This window comes from Segniliparus sp., assembly GCF_051660745.1.
Taxonomy (GTDB): domain Bacteria; phylum Actinomycetota; class Actinomycetes; order Mycobacteriales; family Mycobacteriaceae; genus Segniliparus.
Genome location: NZ_JBOFQF010000017.1, coordinates 58,506 through 75,259, shown reverse-complemented (window position 1 = coordinate 75,259; position 16,754 = coordinate 58,506). Strand labels below are relative to the sequence as shown.

Below are 16,754 nucleotides of genomic sequence, written 5' to 3'. Positions count from 1 at the left end.
TCTGTCTTCTCAGCCTCTTCGCGGGGGCGCTACGACCCGCCCTGTTTCCCGCCCTGCGGCAGGTACAGGGGGGCAGGGTTGTTCGCAGGCACGGCGGAGTCGAGCTCCACCAGCGCGTCGCCGCGCGACAACGTCGGGCCCTGCGGCAACTTCCCGAGGATGCTCCAGGGCACGGGCAGGCCGACCGACCCGTCTCCCGCGCTGTTCGAAGGAAGCCCCAACGCCGCCGCGTCGGCAAGGCCCTGGATGCCGAAACGCACCCCTGTGTCCGCGACGTAGAAGACGCTCCCGTGCTTCTCGTTGCTCGGCGCGATGCCAACGCCCTGCGCGAAGAAGCCGGTGCCCGGCTGGATGTACACCTTGTCGATCCCGTTGTTGTGGTGCCCGCCTTGCCCGTCGACCGTCTCGCCGCCGTCTGCGGAGGCGAGCTCCACTGGTTCGCCGTTCGCCGGGACTGGCGCCCTGCTCCCCATGAACAGCCGCGCTTTGCTCTGCGCGTCGCCCTTCGACTTCGCCCAGTTGTAGCAGATCACCTGCGAAGCCTTCGGGTCGAGGATCTTCGGGGGCACCGGCGGGTACCAGTCGACGTCCAGCTCGTGGGCGATCTGGAGCCGGTTGAGCTCGCTCGGCTGCAGCACCTTGATGTCCGTGCCGATCTGGTCGCTGGAGTTCCGGATCAGATCCGCCATAGCCCTAGTGATCGGCTGGTAGCCGGTGGACTCGATGACGTAGAACTGGTCCTCGTTGCTCGTCGTGCTCCGAGACTTGACCACCGTTCCGACCAGAACGTTGCTCACGCCGAGCATCTGGGGCGGCGGGTCGCCACGGTGCGGGATCACCGGCGGGACGATCGGCGGCAGCTGCTCGAGCGAGTTGAACAAGCCGTCGCTGATCCTCCTCGGGGTGTGCTGCTGCTTCGTGATGTCCTGCTGCTTGCGGTACTCAGTCAGCTGGTAGGCGGACATCACCGCGTTGTTCGCGGCGGCTTGGTCCCGGTCCCGCTGCTCGTCGCCGAGATTCGGCTGGGGCTCGAGATTGATCTCTGCCCGCTTGCCGTCGCCGTAGACCAAGTAGTTCTTGTTGTTGTACTCCACCAAGAACGCGGAGTCCGCGGGCAGGACGGAGCCTCGCGCGGAGCCCTCGACGATCGAGAGCTCGATGCTCCCCTCCGGATACTCCGGGACCTTGGTGGACCTCGGCGGGTTCTCTTGCTGCGTCCTCGACGCGATGCCGACCATCGTCATATCGCAGACCGACCACTCGGACTTCGTGGGCGGCACCGACATGATGGAGTCCGGGGCCCCCACGATGCCGACGAGCGGGCCACGGGAGAACTTGCCCAGCTCGGTCTCTTTCACCGACACCGGCGGCACTTTCTTCCCGGTGATGAGCCAGGCCGAGACCGCGTTGAGGACCGGGTGCAGCTTGCCGTTCACCATCACGTACCGCGCGCCCGAGTCGTGCCCGAAGATGAAAGTGTCCTGCTCTTGTTTGATGAGGCGGTTCGGGCTGAAATACGCCCAGATGCCACAGCCCGCGAGGACGATGACCCCGAGGATCAACCCCACAAGCAGAGAGCGGTACTGAGAGCGCATCGGGTCGTGCAGCATTCGGATGTCCCGCCGCACGATTGCGTGCTCCATGCGGCTGAGCAAAAAGCGATAGCCGTTGACCTGGCTCCGAGTGGTGAGATTCCGGGCGTAACTACGGATTCCGCCCGAGGCCGACCCCTCTTTGTCAGACACTCCCTCAGCCTTCTTTCTGCCCTGGTCCCCGTAGGCGCTCGCCCCACCGGTTCCTTGTTCGCTCGGCCTGCGCCGAAATTTGGTTCACGCCGACATCCGCCGCCCGGCCCCACTGTCCGTCATAGCGCCTCGTCCGCGTGCGTCTATCCTACCCAATCCCCCGGGCCGGTCAAGTGGGGGCGGACGATACAGATTCGCCCCCGAAAACACGTGTTGCCCCGTCCCGGAACGGGACGGGGCAACACGAGACTGCGTAGAAAATTAGACGCTGAACTTGTTGGTGATCGCACCCTCAGCGTGCTGCATGGACTCGCCAGCGTGGCCGACCTTGTTGCTCAGGTCGTGCAGCGTGGTCTTGAGGTCGTCAGCTTCCTGGTTCCACTTGTTCTGAAGCGCGTGCCAGGTCTCCTGGGCCTCGCCTTCCCAGCCAGCGGCCAGCTTGGAAACCTCGGAGGTCAGCTCGCCGAGGAGGCTCTCGATCTGCTGAGAGACGCTCTGGATCTGCGAGGAAAGCTCCTGAATGTGAGCGAAGTCGTAAGCAATGTCACCCATTGTTTTATTTTCCCAATCTATTTAATGGTGAGTTGATAAAGGCTTTAAGTTGAAACTGTGATCGCGAGGATCGAAGATCACCAGTGCACGTTGAGGGCAGCGGCTTGCTCTTCCTCAACGCGGTTGTAGTCGACGCCCGAGCTGTGCAGGTTCTCCTGAATGTCGTTCAGGATCTGCGCGATGGCCTGGCTGGCCTCGTGCCAACGGGTCGCGGTGTCGGCGAACGCAACCGCAGCCTGGCCACGCCACTGGCCCTGAGCGTCGCTCACGAGGCCGTCGAGCTGAGAGTTCAGCGCGTTGTACTGCTGGTGGTGCTCCTCGAACGACGAGGCGGCCTGGCTCAGGATCGACGCGTCCTGCAGATTAACTGCTGCCATTTCTTTTTCCTCCAATAATTCGGAAATTAAGGTCGGGATGCCCTAGCCGGGATTAGCTTCGAGCCTGACCGTCTGTGTTTTACTTGCGTGCTGCTGTTATGGATTCTGTTTCCATTGGTACCCCCGACGCAAGATCGGGACACATTGACGTACCGTTCTGTTTACCCTTTTGTGTCGCATTTTATTCGACACATCCGTTGAAAAAATGCTAGCAAATCGCTCTCACTTCGTCAACAGAAATCTTTTATTTATCCTCACTGCTCCGATTAGGCTCGCGCCTTTTCGGAGGCGCCAATCACCGGAGGGGTGACGACACGTCCATCTGCGAATTGGTCAGGAATTTGATATTGACGATTTTGTTCTTCGTCTTGTTCTTCCTGAGTTTGTTTTTTCTGGGCGGCTTGCGCGACGCCTTGCACGCCGTTGCCCATGCCGCCGCCTCCCGAGCCTCCGCCGCTCAGGCTGCTGCCCGCAGCCGCTTGAACGGAGGTGGCGGCCCCGCGCATCGATCCGGCGTCCATTTTCATGCCCGCCAGCTCCGACGCGTTGAGGCCGAGGGAGGGGGCGGAGCCGCCCCAGCCGGAAGGCACCCTGATGCTGCCAGCAGAACTGGCGCCCATCGGCGAGGTCATCGCCCCGCCGAAGCCGGAGGAGTAGCCGCTGGCGTACTGGCCGGTGAGCGCCGGGTTGGCGAAGGACGAGCCTTGGCTGCCGCTGTGCTGCCCCATCTGGCCCGCCATTTGCATGATCTGCTGCCCGATTTGCTGGCCCTGCTGCACACCCTGCTGCACGACTTGCTGCCCCTGCTGCACGACTTGCTGGCCCGCCTGCTGCCCCATGTTGAGCATCTGGCTGATGCCTTGCATGACCTGCGAGCCGACCTGCTGGCCCTGTTGGAGGATCTGCTGGCCCATCTGGGAGCCGTCGTTGGCCTTGGTCTCGCCCTTCTTCTCCTCTTCGCGCCCCAACATCTCATGGATTTGCGCGTTGAGGCCCAGGTGCTCACGACCGGTCATGTTGTTGAGCATGCCCTCGGCGTCGGCGATGAACGGCGTGATCATCCGAGCGGGCGTGAGCGCCGTCTCGGCCACGACCTGGGCCGTTGCCTCGGCGAGGATCGCGTCCACGACGGCCTGCGACGCGACGCCTGCCGCGGCGCGCCCCATTGTCTCGGCCATGGAGGCCGCGAACATCGCCTCGCTTTGGAACCCGATGGATGTGATCAGCGGAGAAGGCGAGAAGTCGAACTGCACCGACGTGCCCTGCGTCGCGGCGTCGTACGCCGAGAAGCCGGACATCGTCTGGAACGTGCACCGCTCCATCTCTTCCTCGCAAGCCGCGACGTACCCGGAGAGCATGCCCCAGGCCGCCGCGTTCGCGGCGTACGAGGAAAGCAGCGTCTGCCGCGTGGTGATGATTTCCTCAAGCTGCGGAATGTCGCCGTCGCCGGTCTCGTAGTTCACGCCCTGCGTCGCGGACATAGTGCCGTTCGCGGCGCATTCCATGCCCGCGGTCGCCATCCAGAGCGCGTACGGCATGGACTTGGTGACCGCCGCCATCGCGGCAGTGCCCTGCCACGCCGCTTCGAGGAAGGAAAGCACGGAGACGAACTCTGCGCTCATCTCCTCGAGCTGCTGCCCCATTTCCATCCACGACATGCTCGCGGTCATCATCGGCATGCTCTTCACATAATTGCCGTCGAACAATGCGCGCAGCCACTCCGGCAGAAAGCCGGTACCGTCCATGAGAGCCATTTACGTCACCTCCTCGCTTTCGAGCATTCGACCTTTGCCATTCTGTTTAGACGCCGAACACCGCGGCGTTGCCCGCGTCCTGCGCGGTGTACTGCATCGAGTGCTCGTTCAGGGCGATGATGAGCCGCTGGAGCTCGAGAATGGACTGCTCGGCCATCATCAAGAAGTTGTCCGAGTTGAACATGTGCTGGGCGGAGGCGAAGACGGAGACGTCCTCGAAGCCAGCGGGGGGGATCATCTGCAGAGACGGAGACGCGGCGGCGACCATAGCCTGGAGCTTCATGCTGAGGCCCTCGAGAGTTGCGGCGGCGGCGCTGATTGCCTCGGGTTCGACGTTGACGAACATAAGTTGGGTGCCCTTTCCAATGGTTGCGGCGATCTGAGCCCGGCTCGGCGCAGAAAGCCAGTTATTACCTAGCGCTTTCGCGGTGACACCATTGTCGCTCGCTCTGTGTTCAACTGTCAGTACGGGTCTGGTTACGACGATCTCTCGCCTCACCCGGACCAGGTCTCGTTGCTCACGAGCGTCTCTGTGGCGATCGCCCCTCCGACTGGCCTTCGGCCTTGCCTTCCTGGCGTTCTACTTACTTAGACGCACCCACTGCCTCGTAGGTTCCCTCTTGCCCAAAAAATTTTGAAATTTTTCCGGACCCCGTGGACCGCTCGCCCTTCCCTGGTCTGAACTGGGAAAATGCTCACTGAAGAGCACCCCCGCGAACTGTGCAGTTATCTCCTAGCCGGAGCGGACCCCGACCACAGCGATGATCTTACCAGTTTCGGTCATCCATGCACGGCCTCGCCTTCCCCTTCGTGAGGAGCGCCGAGGACCGATGGGGAGACCTGGGGGATATCGCCGAGCTGGTTTTGGCCCAAAACGGAGCCCTTGAGGTAGTCCGGCACTTTGGAGCCGCTCTTGCTCTCGCTGCCGCCCTGGTGCTGGGGCATCATGCCCATGCCGCCGCCAGAGCCGCCCATGCCCGCAGGACGCGTGCTCAACGAGGCTCCGCCAGAGCTCCCCGCGCCAGCTCCGACGCCGCTCGGACCGCCGCCGCCAGCGTTCCCGCCCATGTTGGCGCTGCCTGGCGCTGCGGACAGCGCGCGCTCGGGAGCGCCGCCACCGCCACCGCCGCCGCCAAGACCGCCGAGGCCACCGCCGCCGCCAAGACCGCCGATGTGCGCGGTCGAGTCGATGCTGCCGTCCAGCTTGCCGCCGTCTTTGAGCTTGTCGTCAAGGCCCGCGCCCGCAGGAGGACTGCCCGCGCCGCCCTTGCCAGCCGCTTGCATCAACCCCTGCATCGCCTGCATGCCGCCCTGCATCAACTGCTGCGGCATCTGCATCAGGCCCTGCAGCATCTGCGGAGCCTGCTGGAGCATCTGCATCGGCATTTGCATCATGCTCTGCAGCGGGCCCATGAGCTTGCTGATGTCCGGCGGCTGTTTCGGCGTGGCTTTCTCGGAGGCTTTTCCGGCGAGTTCGGTCATATCGCCAGCATGCTTCGTGGCGTTCGCGGTCGCCTCCCCGGTCGCCTCGTTGACCGTGCCGACCCCTTGGGCGATCTGACCGGGGTTCATGGACTGTGTGCCCTGCTGGACCTGCTGGTTGCCCTGCTCGCCCTTTTTCATGGCCTCTGTCTGTTTTTTGCCCGCCTCGCCAGCCTTCTCCACCGCCTCGCCCGCGTATTTGTTGAGGTCGGAATAGTCCTGCCCGTTCGACTGGGCTGTGTCGCCCATCTGCCCCATGTGCCCCATGGCGGAGTCGGAGGCAGAGCCCTGCCATCCTTGCCCGCTCTGCCCCATGAGCGACTGCATTTGCTGCGGAAGCTGCTGCATCATCTGCTGCAACGGCTGCATCATCTGCTGCATCGGCTGCATCATCTGCTGCGGGGCCTGGCCGAACAGTTGGCCGAGCTGCATCAACGGCTGCAAGAGGCCCATCGGGTCGAAGTTCGACGCGGGCGGAGCCCCCACCGCGTTGTTGATGTCCGAGACCGGGGCGTCCTTGTCCTTCTTCTCGTCCTTGTCCCCGTCAAGGCCCGACAAGTCGTCCTTCTTGTCCTTCTTGTGGTCGTCGTCGTGCAGGCCGCTCATGACGTCCCCGACCTTCTCGACCGGGTCTGGAGCTTTCGCGGACGCCTCGCCCGCGTTCAGCGCGGAGTCGCCCGCGCTGGCGGCGGCGTCCGTCCCCTGCTGGCCCGTGCCGATCACATCGGGAACCGCCGCAGAGGCGGCGGGCTCGCCTGCGCCCGTGTCGTTCCAGGGGTTGTAGTCCTCGTCGCCGAGCAGGTCGCCCGGCCCAGAGCCGATGACCCCGCCGTCGAAGAAGGGGGAGTTCGTGTTCGCCATAGGTTGACCCTCAGATCAAGCTCTTGAAGCCGTCCGAGCTGCCGCCCTCGGTGTCGGAGTACGACTGCGAGGAGGCGTCGACAGCCATGCCATGCGCTTCCATGCACGCGACCAGCTCGGCAGTGTTCGCCATGTGGTTCGTCGTGGCCGCCATGTGCGCGGCGACGAACGGCGCGCCGATCGGGCCGAGGCCTGCCATCATCGGGCCCTGGAACATGCTCGGGTCGAACGAACTGACCCCGGCGAGCTGCGCCGCCATGGCCTGCGTCTGCGCCGCATGCTCGGCCATCGTCTCAAAACTCGCGCCCACTTTTCCTGGCATGAGGAATACCCCCTTCGTGCTCGATCGGCCCTGCCCCTCTTCCCGTTCGAGAAGACGTCGGCCGAAGCTTTGTCGTCAATAGTGACTCAATTGGCTGTTTCAATTATGACTCACACTGCCGGACGACCGGCTGGGCAACACTCTATACGCTTCCCTCCCCACACGCAACCAATACCGGGAAGAATTTTTCGGCCTGCGGCTGGGACCGTTGAAACACTGGTGACATGCTACGATCCAGCGAAGACGAGCATCGGAATCCGGCGTCCGCCAACAGCTCGCCGGCTGGGCCGCGCCTGGGCACAGGCTGATCAGGGAGAAGCAGCATGAACGCACCGCCGACGGGCGCCGCATCCGCCAATCCCCCTGCGGCGGGCGGAACGGTTCTCATCGATCTCACCGAGAGCGTGGTGCGCGCGGTGCACGGCGGCGCAGTGGTCGAATGGCCGACGACTGTCGGCTACCTCGACGCGCAGAGCACGGACCCGAACCGCATAGTCGCAGGCGAACCGATCGCTCGGGCGCTCGGCGCGAACCCGCTCTCCGGCGTGCGGCTGCTCCCGACGCTCGTGGACGCTTCGCACATCTTGCTCAACAACCGGCCCCACGCCGTCGGCGACTTGTTGACCAGGCTGCTGGCGCCCGCGCTCCCCGCCAAGGCCGCGGCAGACGATCCCGAGATCGTGGTCGCGCACCCGAGCACATGGGGGCTCCCTCGCGCCGAGGTGCTCCGCGCCTCGGCCGCGAGACTCGGAGTCCAATGCTCCCTGCTCCCCCGGTCCCTCGCCCTCGCACGGGCACTGGCAGACCCCTCAGGGCGCGCTGTCGCCGTCGTCGAGGCGCAGGCGAGCTCGGTCGATATCTCTTTGCTCGCCAGCCGCGACGGGGCTTGGTCGCAGTTGGAAAGCCGGCGGCTCTCCGCGCATCTGGGGATTTCTCTCACGGAAATGGGCAGCGAAGTCGCCAGAGAGCTCTCCGACATCCTCCAAGAGAAATTCGGGAAGAGCGACTGCTCCAAGGCGCTGGACGGGCTCATCATCGACGCCCCGCCCAGGCTCGCGGAAGCGGTCGTCACACAGATCCAAGAGAGCGATCCGCCCTTCGACCGGATCATCGCCGCCCCCAAGGACGGGGTGCTGCGCGGACTTGCTGCCTCGGCCATCGCTCCAGCAAGAACAGAACCGGAGCAGAAACCGCAGCTCGCAGATACTGCGCCCAACCCTGCCCCGCTCATATCGCCAAGCGCCCCGGTCTCCCCATCGGCTCCGATCCCCTCCGGCAGGCCGCAGGCCCTGCCCGCCCCGTCAAGCCTGACGCCGCCACAGCCTCCCCCGCCGCTCGCTCCGCAACCTCCTTCGCCACCTGTCCACGCAGGCCCGCCTGCATATCAGCCGTCGTCGCCGCCACCCCCTGCCACCGGGCCGCAATACGGCCGACCCGCCTACACGCCGCAGCAGCTTCCCGTCGCCGAGCAACGACTCCCAGAGCCCGTCCTCCCACTGGCCCCACCCCACGCCCAACCGCGCCCCTTGTCTTCGAGCGGCCGCAACGCTTCTCTCGACAGCGCATTCCCGGAGCCGAGACGGCCAAAGCCCCGCGCCGTGTGGATCGGAGCAGCCGCAGTCCTTGCGGCAAGCCTCCTCGTCGGCGGAACGATCTGGCTGGTGGGCAGGAACGACAGCAAAGCCCCCGGCCAAGCGCAAGGCCCCTCGTCTCCGCCCCTCGCGCCTTCCCACGGCGAGACTGTCGAGGCTCAGCTGGTGAACGTGCCGGACCCAGATTCGAACGGCGCGATCCTCTTCAGCTTCCAGCTGCCCGCCACATGGGAGCAGGCACAACTCAGCGCCTGCTCCTCCTCGCAACCGAGCTCGACAGAAGAGCGCTCTTTCCGTTCCGCTCCCCTTTTCTTCCATAGTCCGAGCGATCCCTGCGCCGAGATCGGCATCCGGTACGAGGGCCTCGACTCCCAAGCCACTTTGCAATCGGTGGGTGAGAACATCCGGCAGGAGATCAACGAGAGCTCCGGCCGGTTCACGAGCCTGCAATTCGGCGTTCCCCACGGGCAGAACACCTTCAACTCCTACGACCAGCCGGAACGGAACGCGAGCTGGTTCCTCTACGTCGCGCCGCATAAAGACAGCAAATTGCTCGTCTCGATCGGCTGCCGCAACGCCGCCCAAGGCTCCGTCTGCGAAAAAGTGCTCCAAACCCTCAAGGTCGCGCCGTAGCGCGCAGGGGCGCTGTTAGGGGATTCCTGGAGAGCCCCAGACGGATGGGATGCAAGGCGGCAGGCGACGACGTGTACAGGAAAAAGCGAGGAACGAGCCCCGTACACGAGGAGCCGACAACGCAGCAGACCGCCGTCCGGACTCCAGGAATCAGTACTGGGAGCGTTGTTGGCGGGAAAGAGCCATCGGGAAATCGTCGGCGATGAGCGCCGCGAGCTCGACGAAGGATCGGCGCGTGCTGCGGTGCAGCTGGTCGAGCTCGATCTCGGCGCCCTCGGACAAGTGGTCGTCGAACGGAATGATCTGCACCGCCCGGCAACGCACCAAGAAGTGCTGGCGAAGCTGGTTGAGGTCCAACGTCGGGGAACCAGGGCGCGAGGAGCTGACCACGACCACAGTCCGTGCGACAAGTTGGTCGTAGCCGTGGTGGAGCAGCCAGTCCAACGTCGCCCCGGCGCTGCGGGCGCCGTCGAGGGCGGGCGAGGTCACCAACACGAGCGAATGGGCGAGGTCGAGGACCCCCTTCATCGCCGAGTGCATGAGGCCGGTGCCGCAGTCGGTCAGAATGACGTTGTAGAACCGCTGGAGGATCTTGATCACGCCGCGGTAGTCCCGCTCGCTGAACGCCTCGGAGATCGCCGGGTCCCGCTCGCTCGCCAGGACCTCGAGCCTGCTCGACGACTGCGAAGTGTGCGCCCGGACGTCGGAGTAACGGTAGATCGATGTGTCGACCAGCAGGTCGCGCACGGTCGAATTGCTCTGGCGCGGAATGCGCGAGCCCAAAGTTCCGAGGTCGGGGTTCGCGTCGACCGCGATGACGCGGTCGCCGCGGAGCGAGGCGAACGTGGAGCCGAGCCCGACTGTGGTGGTCGTCTTGCCCACGCCGCCCTTCAAAGACAAAATCGCGATGCGGTAGTCGCCTTGGATCGGCTGGTTGATCCGGTTGACCAAAGTGCGGTACTGCAGGTCGTCGCGCGGCCCCTGCCTGCCGAAGGCGTCCCGGAGCCGTCGCCCGATCCCCGGCCCCCTGCTGTTCGGCGAGCTGATCAGGTTGAGGTTGTCGACCGAAGGAGACATCGGGTCGAAGTCGTCGTGCTGCCATACCCCGGTGTTGAACTCCGGGCCGAAGCTGCTGCCCTGGTCGAAGCCGTGGAACTCGCCGTTCTGCGGAGCGGCCTCATGCTGCTCCCAACCGCCCTGCTGCGCCGGGTCGTAGCCTTGCTGGCCCCAGTCGCCTTGCTGCGCCGGGTCGTGGCTTTGCTGGTGGTATGCCTGGTTGGGGTCGTGCTGCTCCCAACCCCCTTGCTGGGGATAGCCCTGCGCCGGGTCGTACCCCTGCTGCGGATACGCCTGCTGGTGGTATGCCTGGTTGGGGTCGTGCTGCTCCCAACCGCCCTGCTGGGGATAGCCCTGCGCCGGGTCGTACCCCTGCTGCGGATACGCCTGCTGGTGGTATGCCTGGTTGGGGTCGTGCTGCTCCCAACCGCCCTGCTGCGGATAGCCCTGCGCCGGGTCGTGAGCGGGCTGCGGCTGGCCGGGGAACGCGTACGGGGAGGGCTGCTGGCCAGGTCCCGGGCGACCAGGCTGGCCTGCGGCAGGTTGCTCCCACGCGGCCTGCTGCGCTTGTCCCTGCGGTTGCGAAGGCCAAGCACCGGGCCACCCCGACGCAGCCTCGCCTGCGGCCTCGTCGCGCGGCTGCTCCTGATTCGGGTCCGACCACGCTGTTTGGCCCGCTTGCGGCCACGCGGCCGGTCCGGCCTCGGGCCAGGCAGGCTGCCCGGCCTGGGGCCACGCCGCAGCCCCGGGCCACTGCTGACCGCCTTGGTCCGGTTTGCTCTCAGTCAACTGGTTGCCCCCAAACGCTTCTCGAGTGCACGAGGAAAGATGCTACGCCGCGCGACCAGATCCCGCTCGGCCACATCCGCCGCTCCGTGTGGCAGACCCGCCCGGAACGGCGAGCTGGTCGGGGTCTTCGCGAGAAGCATTCCGTTTCCATCCTCTGTCACGTCCTCAGTCGTCCGCCCCCCGCGAGAGGCGGGGCCGCCGCCGACCCGTGAGGACGGGTCGGGACAGGCCGTAGCTCATACTACCCGCTTTCCCCGTGGCGGTTGAGACAGGAGCATAGTTCTGGGAGGAAGATCAACTTCCCCCCGGCCCCAATCGCCCAGTCCCCGCGCCTGCCGCCGGGGCAGGCTGGCCGGTTGAGCGCGAACGCCCCGCAAAACAGCTCTTCCACTTGGTGTTATGCTCACGAGAGCAAAACGCATGCGGCGACGACACGCAACGTCAGCGCTCAACACGAAGAGGGACGTGAACAGATCATGAGACAAGGCAGAAGGAGGGCATGTTGTCCTTAGCTTCATCTCTGAACGGGGCCATTTCGGTCAAGTCCTCTGTGTCTGGGCTGCCCTTGACCGTGCACATCGAGACCAGCGAGGTCCGCAGGCTGAGCCCAGCCGCGCTGGCGCAAGAGATCATGCGCCTGAACCATCTCGCCGCCCGGCGGGCGCAGCATCAATACAGGTCGATCCTCGAAGCCGAGCAGTCTTCCGTGTGGTCCAAGCGCGACCTGGACGATCTCGGCTATCCGACGCAAGAGCAGCTGGCCAGGGAAGAGGCCATCCTCAGCTTCGAGGAGGAAGAAGTGCCGGAGACATGGCTGAGGAAAGTATGACCGGACCGCAAACCCCCGCCGCGCCGCCGCCGCGCAAGCTGGCGACGCCGGAAGATTTCATGCCGCAGTTCGGCGTCGACGTCAACGAGGTCATCCGGCTCGCGAAGGCCCGGCTCGAGAAGATGTACGCGACCGAGCACGCGCTGAAGAACATCCACGTCCGGCACACCTCCGAGGACGAGGCGTGCACGGTGGAGGTGGACGGCATGGGCAAGCTTCTCTCCCTCTCGCTGAACCACAAGATCTCCAACATGTCCGGCCCCGAGGTCGGGGAGCTGGTCTCGAAGACGTGCGCAGACGCGGCGCGCTCGGCGCTCATCAAGTTCAACGAGATCGTGGACGAGTTCAACGACACGATTCACGACGACACGAATTTCTCCCGCGAGAGATACCCGGACGTTTAGCCGCAGGGCCGTGGAGCCCTCGTGTCGCGGGTTCTCTGATTCCGCGCCTCCCACTCCGCTTCCGGCGGGTAGTCCACCCCGGTCAAGCACAGTCCGTGCGCTGGAGCCACGGCGACCTCGCTCGAGCGCGACGGCGCGGCGAGCAGGCCCGCGCACCAGGCAAGGTCCCGCCTTCCTTCTGCCACTGCGGTCACCGCGCCGACCAGGGAACGGCACATCGACCAGCAGAACGCGTCAGCGGTGATCCGCGCGACGAGCAGCGGCCCCTCTCCTTCTCTGCCGTTCTCCGCCGACCAGTCGAACCTCTGAAGCTCGCGTATCGTCGTTGCCCCAGGCCTCGGCCTGCAGAACGCGGCGAAATCGCGCAGGCCGACGAGCGCCCTCGAAGCCGCGTTCAGCGAATCCAGGTCCAGCGGCCTCCCCCACGGCACGGCTTCCTTGGCGCGCAGCGGATCGACGCCGTACGGGGCACGGCTGATCTGATAGCGATAATGCCTGCGCAGAGCCGAGAACCTGGCGTCGAACTGCCCCGACACCCGTCGGACCGCGAGCACCCGCACATCGGCGGGGAGCATCCGGGCAAGTTTGCGCACGAGCTTCTCCGGCGGCAAGCGTTCGGCGACGAGCGCCTCGCTCATATCGACATGGGCGACCTGTCCCGTTGCATGGACGCCGGTGTCCGTCCGTCCTGCCACCGTGAGCTGCGCTGGAGCTTGCGACAGGACGCCGAGGGCCTCCTCGACCACCCCGGCGACCGTCCGTCTGCCCGGTTGTCGCGCCCATCCTGAGAAATCCGTCCCGTCGTACGCGATGTCCAAGCGCAACCGGACGCGGCCGGGGGAGCTGACAGAAAAGTCCCGTTGCGCGTCGCGCACGACGTGCAACGGGACTTCTCGTGGGTAATTCCCCAGACTAGTCAGCCTGCTCGGCTTCGGCGGCAGGGGCCTCGGGCACCTGCTCCTCGACGGCAGGGGCCTCGGACGCCTGCTCCTCGACGGCAGGGGCCTCGGTCTTCGGCTCTTCAGCCTGCTCGGCCTCGACCTTGGTCTTCGAGGAAGTGACGCGGCGGGCACGGTCGGCCTCGCTCGTGGCCGTCTTCTCGCGAAGCAGCTCGATGACAGCCATCGGAGCGTTGTCGCCCTTGCGGGGCTCGGTCTTCACGATCCGCGTGTAGCCGCCGTCCCGGTCGCTGTAGAACGGGCCGATCTCCGCGAAGAGCTGGTGCACCACGCTCTTGTCGCGGATCTCCTTGAGCACCTCGCGACGGTCGGCCAACGAGCCTGCCTTCGCTTTGGTGACAATCTTCTCGGCGTACGGGCGCAGCCGGCGGGCGCGCGCTTCGGTGGTCGTGATACGACCGTGCTCGAAGAGCGCGGTGGCGAGGTTCGCCAGGATAGATTTCTCGTGTGAAGCAGACCCGCCAAGGCGCGGGCCGCGAGCTGGTTTTGGCATGGTGTGCCGTCCTTTACAGGGTTGCCGTCTTTACAGGTCTTCGGTCTCGGCGAAGTCCTCGCCGTCGAGGTCGTCGGTGTCTTCGTCCTCATCCCCGTCCCACGCAGCGTCTTCGTCGAAGTCGATGTTGGAGGGGTCGAAGTTCGCGGGGCTGTCCTTCAGAGCGAGCCCGAGGGTGTAGAGCTTGAGCTTGACCTCGTCGATGGACTTCTGCCCGAAGTTGCGGATGTCCAGGAGGTCGGACTCGGAGCGGGCCACGAGCTCGCCGATGGTGTGCACGCCTTCACGCTTCAAGCAGTTGTAGGAGCGCACGGTGAGGTGCAAGTCCTCGATCGGCAGGGCGAGCGAGGCGATGTTGTTCGTGGAAGCCGTGACCGCGCCGATCTCGATGCCTTCGGCAGCGAGGTTCAGCTCACGGGCCAAGCCGAAGAGCTCCACCAACGTCTTGCCCGCAGAGGCCACGGCGTCGCGCGGGGTGATGGAGGTCTTCGTCTCCACGTCCAGGATCAGCCGGTCGAAGTCGGTGCGCTGCTCGACACGGGTGGCCTCCACTTGGTAGGTCACCTTGAGCACCGGGGAGTAGATCGAGTCCACCGGAATCCGGCCGATCTCCGCGCCCGACTCCTTGTTCTGCACGGCGGGCACGTAGCCGCGACCGCGCTCGACGACGAGCTCCATCTCCAGCTTGCCCTTGTCGTTGAGCGTGGCGATGTGGGTCTCGGGCTTGGTGATCGTGACGCCGGAGGGCGCGACGATGTCGGCGGCGGTCACCGGGCCGGGGCCCTGCTTGCGCAGGTAGAGCGTCGCGGGCTCGTCCTCGACGGAAGAGACCTCAAGGCCCTTCACGTTCAGCACGATCTCGGTGACGTCCTCTTTCACCCCCGCGATGGTGGTGAACTCGTGCAAAACGCCGTCGATACGGATGCTGGTCACCGCTGCGCCGGGGATCGACGACAGCAGGGTCCGGCGCAGCGAGTTGCCGAGCGTGTAGCCGAAGCCAGGCTCAAGCGGCTCGATGACGAACCGGGAGCGGTACTCACCCACCACTTCCTCGGTGAGCACGGGGCGCTGAGAAATCAGCATGGTCTTTTCTGTCCTCCTTGTCGGCGCCCGCTATATGACGCCTCTGGGGTTGAATCTGGGATTACTTCGAGTAGTACTCGACGATGAGCTGCTCTTGCAGCGGCACGTCGATCTGCTCGCGGACGGGTTCGGTGTGCACGAAGATCCGCAGGGTCTCCGGGACCACCTGCAGCCAGCCGGGGACCGGACGGTCGCCGAAGTCCTCACGGGCGATCTCGAAAGGATCCGTGTGGGTGGACTGCTCGCGCACGTCGATGATGTCGTACTGGCTCACCCGGTAGCTGGGCACGTCGACCCGCTTCTGGTTCACCAGGAAGTGCCCATGCGTGACGAGCTGGCGGGCGTGACGACGGGTGCGGGCCAGGCCCGCACGGTAGATCACGTTGTCCAGACGGGTCTCGAGGATCCGCAGAAGGTTCTCACCAGTCTTGCCGGGGCGGCGGTGCGCCTCGACGTAGTAGTTGCGGAACTGGCGCTCCATGACACCGTAGGTGAACCGCGCCTTCTGCTTCTCCTGCAGCTGGGTGAGGTATTCGCTCTCCTTGACGCGGGAGCGGCCGTGCTGGCCGGGCGGGTAGGAGCGGCGCTCGAACGCCTTGTCTCCGCCGACCAGGTCGACGCGCAGACGGCGGGAGCGACGAGTGATGGGTCCTGTGTAACGAGCCATTTTTCTTTACCTTTCCCCTAGACCCGGCGACGCTTCGGCGGACGGCAGCCGTTGTGCGGCTGCGGCGTGACGTCGGAGATGTTGCCGACCTCGAGGCCTGCGGCCTGGAGGGAGCGGATCGCGGTCTCCCGGCCGGAGCCAGGGCCCTTCACGAAGACGTCGACCTTCTTCAGGCCGTGCTCCTGCGCCTTGCGCGCCGCGTTCTCGGCGGCCAGCTGCGCGGCGAAGGGGGTGGACTTGCGGGAGCCCTTGAACCCGACGTGGCCGGAGGACGCCCACGCGATGACGTTGCCCTCGGGGTCGGTGATCGAGACGATCGTGTTGTTGAACGTGGACTTGATGTGTGCGGCGCCGTTCGGGATATTCTTCTTTTCCCTGCGGCGGACCTTCTTGACGCCCTTGGCGCCAGTCTTCGGTGGCATGGTTTACCTGGCCTTCTTCTTGCCGGCGATGGTCTTCTTGGGGCCCTTGCGGGTACGTGCGTTCGTCTTGGTGCGCTGGCCGCGGACCGGGAGCCCGCGCCGGTGGCGAAGACCCTGGTAGCAGCCGATCTCGACCTTGCGGCGGATGTCCGCCTGCACCTCGCGGCGCAGGTCGCCTTCCACCTTCAGGGAGTTCTCGATGTACTCGCGCAACACCGCGACATCGCCGTCGGTCAGGTCCTTCGTCCGAAGGTCGGGCGAGAGGCCGGTCGCCGCCAAGATCTCTTTCGACTTGGTGCGGCCGACGCCGTAGATATATGTGAGAGCGATCTCCAGGCGCTTATCGCGCGGGAGGTCGACTCCTGCCAAACGAGCCATTCGGCTCTGTCCTTTCACTCGTCGGAGGTCTGCTCCTCGCCCGTCCCCGCAGGCTTTGCGGGGCCCCGGCCTCCGAACCGGGGGCGACCCCAGCAGAAGCTGGGGAGGCGCGAAGAGGTATTTCTGTGCTGTTCGGGTCGCTTCGGCTCGCCCTAAGGCGAGAGAGGCACGACGCCTCGTCCTTGCGCTCCCTCACGCGGTCGGTCTACGCCGCGCGCGGCGATGCTAGCCCTGGCGCTGCTTGTGGCGCAGGTTCTCGCAAATCACCATGACCCGGCCATGCCGCCGGATCACTTTGCACTTGTCGCAGATCCGCTTGACGCTCGGTTGCACCTTCACGTTTGGATCTCCTGTTT

The 16,754-nt window shown here is 65.4% G+C and carries 18 protein-coding genes; 3 read left to right on the top strand and 15 right to left on the bottom strand.

Annotated features, from left to right (window positions below; translation table 11 throughout):
- Positions 1 to 29: 29 nt before the first annotated feature.
- The 7 genes from eccB to ACRC20_RS04675 all read right to left on the bottom strand — a co-directional run bounded on the left by eccB (position 30) and on the right by ACRC20_RS04675 (position 7,093).
- A complete protein-coding gene (gene eccB / locus ACRC20_RS04705; protein WP_438685185.1) occupies positions 30 to 1,745 on the bottom strand; it encodes a type VII secretion protein EccB in 1,716 nt (571 codons plus the stop codon).
- 261 nt (positions 1,746 to 2,006) lie between these two features.
- Positions 2,007 to 2,297 (bottom strand): WXG100 family type VII secretion target, encoded by a 291-nt coding sequence (locus tag ACRC20_RS04700; protein WP_438685184.1) that lies wholly within the window; start codon positions 2,295 to 2,297, stop codon positions 2,007 to 2,009.
- Positions 2,298 to 2,374: 77 nt separating this feature from the next.
- Positions 2,375 to 2,674 (bottom strand): WXG100 family type VII secretion target, encoded by a 300-nt coding sequence (locus ACRC20_RS04695; RefSeq protein WP_438685183.1) that lies wholly within the window; start codon positions 2,672 to 2,674, stop codon positions 2,375 to 2,377.
- A gap of 266 nt (positions 2,675 to 2,940) precedes the next feature.
- Positions 2,941 to 4,428 carry a PPE domain-containing protein gene (locus tag ACRC20_RS04690; RefSeq protein ID WP_438685182.1) on the bottom strand — a complete coding sequence of 496 codons (1,488 nt, stop codon included), beginning with the start codon at positions 4,426 to 4,428 and terminating at the stop codon, positions 2,941 to 2,943.
- A gap of 46 nt (positions 4,429 to 4,474) precedes the next feature.
- On the bottom strand, positions 4,475 to 4,774 hold the full coding sequence (locus ACRC20_RS04685) for a PE family protein (RefSeq protein ID WP_438685181.1): 300 nt from the start codon (positions 4,772 to 4,774) through the stop codon (positions 4,475 to 4,477).
- A 434-nt stretch (positions 4,775 to 5,208) separates the two neighbouring features.
- Positions 5,209 to 6,771 carry a hypothetical protein gene (locus ACRC20_RS04680; RefSeq protein WP_438685180.1) on the bottom strand — a complete coding sequence of 521 codons (1,563 nt, stop codon included), beginning with the start codon at positions 6,769 to 6,771 and terminating at the stop codon, positions 5,209 to 5,211.
- Positions 6,772 to 6,781: 10 nt separating this feature from the next.
- On the bottom strand, positions 6,782 to 7,093 hold the full coding sequence (locus tag ACRC20_RS04675) for a hypothetical protein (protein ID WP_438685179.1): 312 nt from the start codon (positions 7,091 to 7,093) through the stop codon (positions 6,782 to 6,784).
- A gap of 323 nt (positions 7,094 to 7,416) precedes the next feature.
- On the opposite strand from ACRC20_RS04675, the gene ACRC20_RS04670 reads away from it, so the two are divergent.
- A complete protein-coding gene (locus tag ACRC20_RS04670; RefSeq protein WP_438685178.1) occupies positions 7,417 to 9,318 on the top strand; it encodes a hypothetical protein in 1,902 nt (633 codons plus the stop codon).
- Positions 9,319 to 9,468: 150 nt separating this feature from the next.
- On the opposite strand, the gene ACRC20_RS04665 is transcribed toward ACRC20_RS04670, so the two are convergent.
- Positions 9,469 to 11,163, bottom strand: a complete 1,695-nt coding sequence (locus ACRC20_RS04665) for a nucleotide-binding protein (protein WP_438685177.1) — start codon at positions 11,161 to 11,163, stop codon at positions 9,469 to 9,471.
- A gap of 571 nt (positions 11,164 to 11,734) precedes the next feature.
- Between ACRC20_RS04665 and ACRC20_RS04660 the strand changes: the two genes are divergently transcribed.
- Positions 11,735 to 11,992 carry a hypothetical protein gene (locus ACRC20_RS04660; RefSeq protein WP_438685261.1) on the top strand — a complete coding sequence of 86 codons (258 nt, stop codon included), beginning with the start codon at positions 11,735 to 11,737 and terminating at the stop codon, positions 11,990 to 11,992.
- Complete coding sequence (locus tag ACRC20_RS04655) at positions 11,989 to 12,396, top strand: YbaB/EbfC family nucleoid-associated protein (RefSeq protein ID WP_438685176.1); 408 nt, start codon at positions 11,989 to 11,991, stop codon at positions 12,394 to 12,396. Before ACRC20_RS04660 ends, ACRC20_RS04655 begins: the two co-directional genes overlap by 4 nt.
- On the opposite strand, the gene truA is transcribed toward ACRC20_RS04655, so the two are convergent.
- The 7 genes from truA to rpmJ all read right to left on the bottom strand — a co-directional run bounded on the left by truA (position 12,393) and on the right by rpmJ (position 16,737).
- Entirely contained in the window at positions 12,393 to 13,280 is an 888-nt protein-coding gene (gene truA, locus ACRC20_RS04650; RefSeq protein WP_438685175.1) for a tRNA pseudouridine(38-40) synthase TruA, read from the bottom strand. The two genes, ACRC20_RS04655 and truA, sit on opposite strands and share 4 nt — an antisense overlap.
- A gap of 28 nt (positions 13,281 to 13,308) precedes the next feature.
- Positions 13,309 to 13,848, bottom strand: a complete 540-nt coding sequence (gene rplQ / locus ACRC20_RS04645) for a 50S ribosomal protein L17 (protein ID WP_438685174.1) — start codon at positions 13,846 to 13,848, stop codon at positions 13,309 to 13,311.
- A gap of 30 nt (positions 13,849 to 13,878) precedes the next feature.
- Positions 13,879 to 14,931, bottom strand: coding sequence for a DNA-directed RNA polymerase subunit alpha (locus tag ACRC20_RS04640; RefSeq protein ID WP_438685173.1), 1,053 nt, complete (start codon positions 14,929 to 14,931; stop codon positions 13,879 to 13,881).
- 61 nt (positions 14,932 to 14,992) lie between these two features.
- Positions 14,993 to 15,598 carry a 30S ribosomal protein S4 gene (gene rpsD / locus ACRC20_RS04635; protein ID WP_438685172.1) on the bottom strand — a complete coding sequence of 202 codons (606 nt, stop codon included), beginning with the start codon at positions 15,596 to 15,598 and terminating at the stop codon, positions 14,993 to 14,995.
- A 17-nt stretch (positions 15,599 to 15,615) separates the two neighbouring features.
- Positions 15,616 to 16,020, bottom strand: a complete 405-nt coding sequence (gene rpsK, locus ACRC20_RS04630; RefSeq protein ID WP_438685171.1) for a 30S ribosomal protein S11 — start codon at positions 16,018 to 16,020, stop codon at positions 15,616 to 15,618.
- Positions 16,021 to 16,023: 3 nt separating this feature from the next.
- Positions 16,024 to 16,398, bottom strand: a complete 375-nt coding sequence (rpsM, locus tag ACRC20_RS04625; protein WP_438685170.1) for a 30S ribosomal protein S13 — start codon at positions 16,396 to 16,398, stop codon at positions 16,024 to 16,026.
- 225 nt (positions 16,399 to 16,623) lie between these two features.
- The gene (gene rpmJ / locus ACRC20_RS04620; RefSeq protein WP_007466645.1) at positions 16,624 to 16,737 is read right to left on the bottom strand and encodes a 50S ribosomal protein L36; all 114 of its coding nucleotides are present in this window, start codon (positions 16,735 to 16,737) and stop codon (positions 16,624 to 16,626) included.
- Between the last annotated feature and the right edge of the window lie 17 nt (positions 16,738 to 16,754).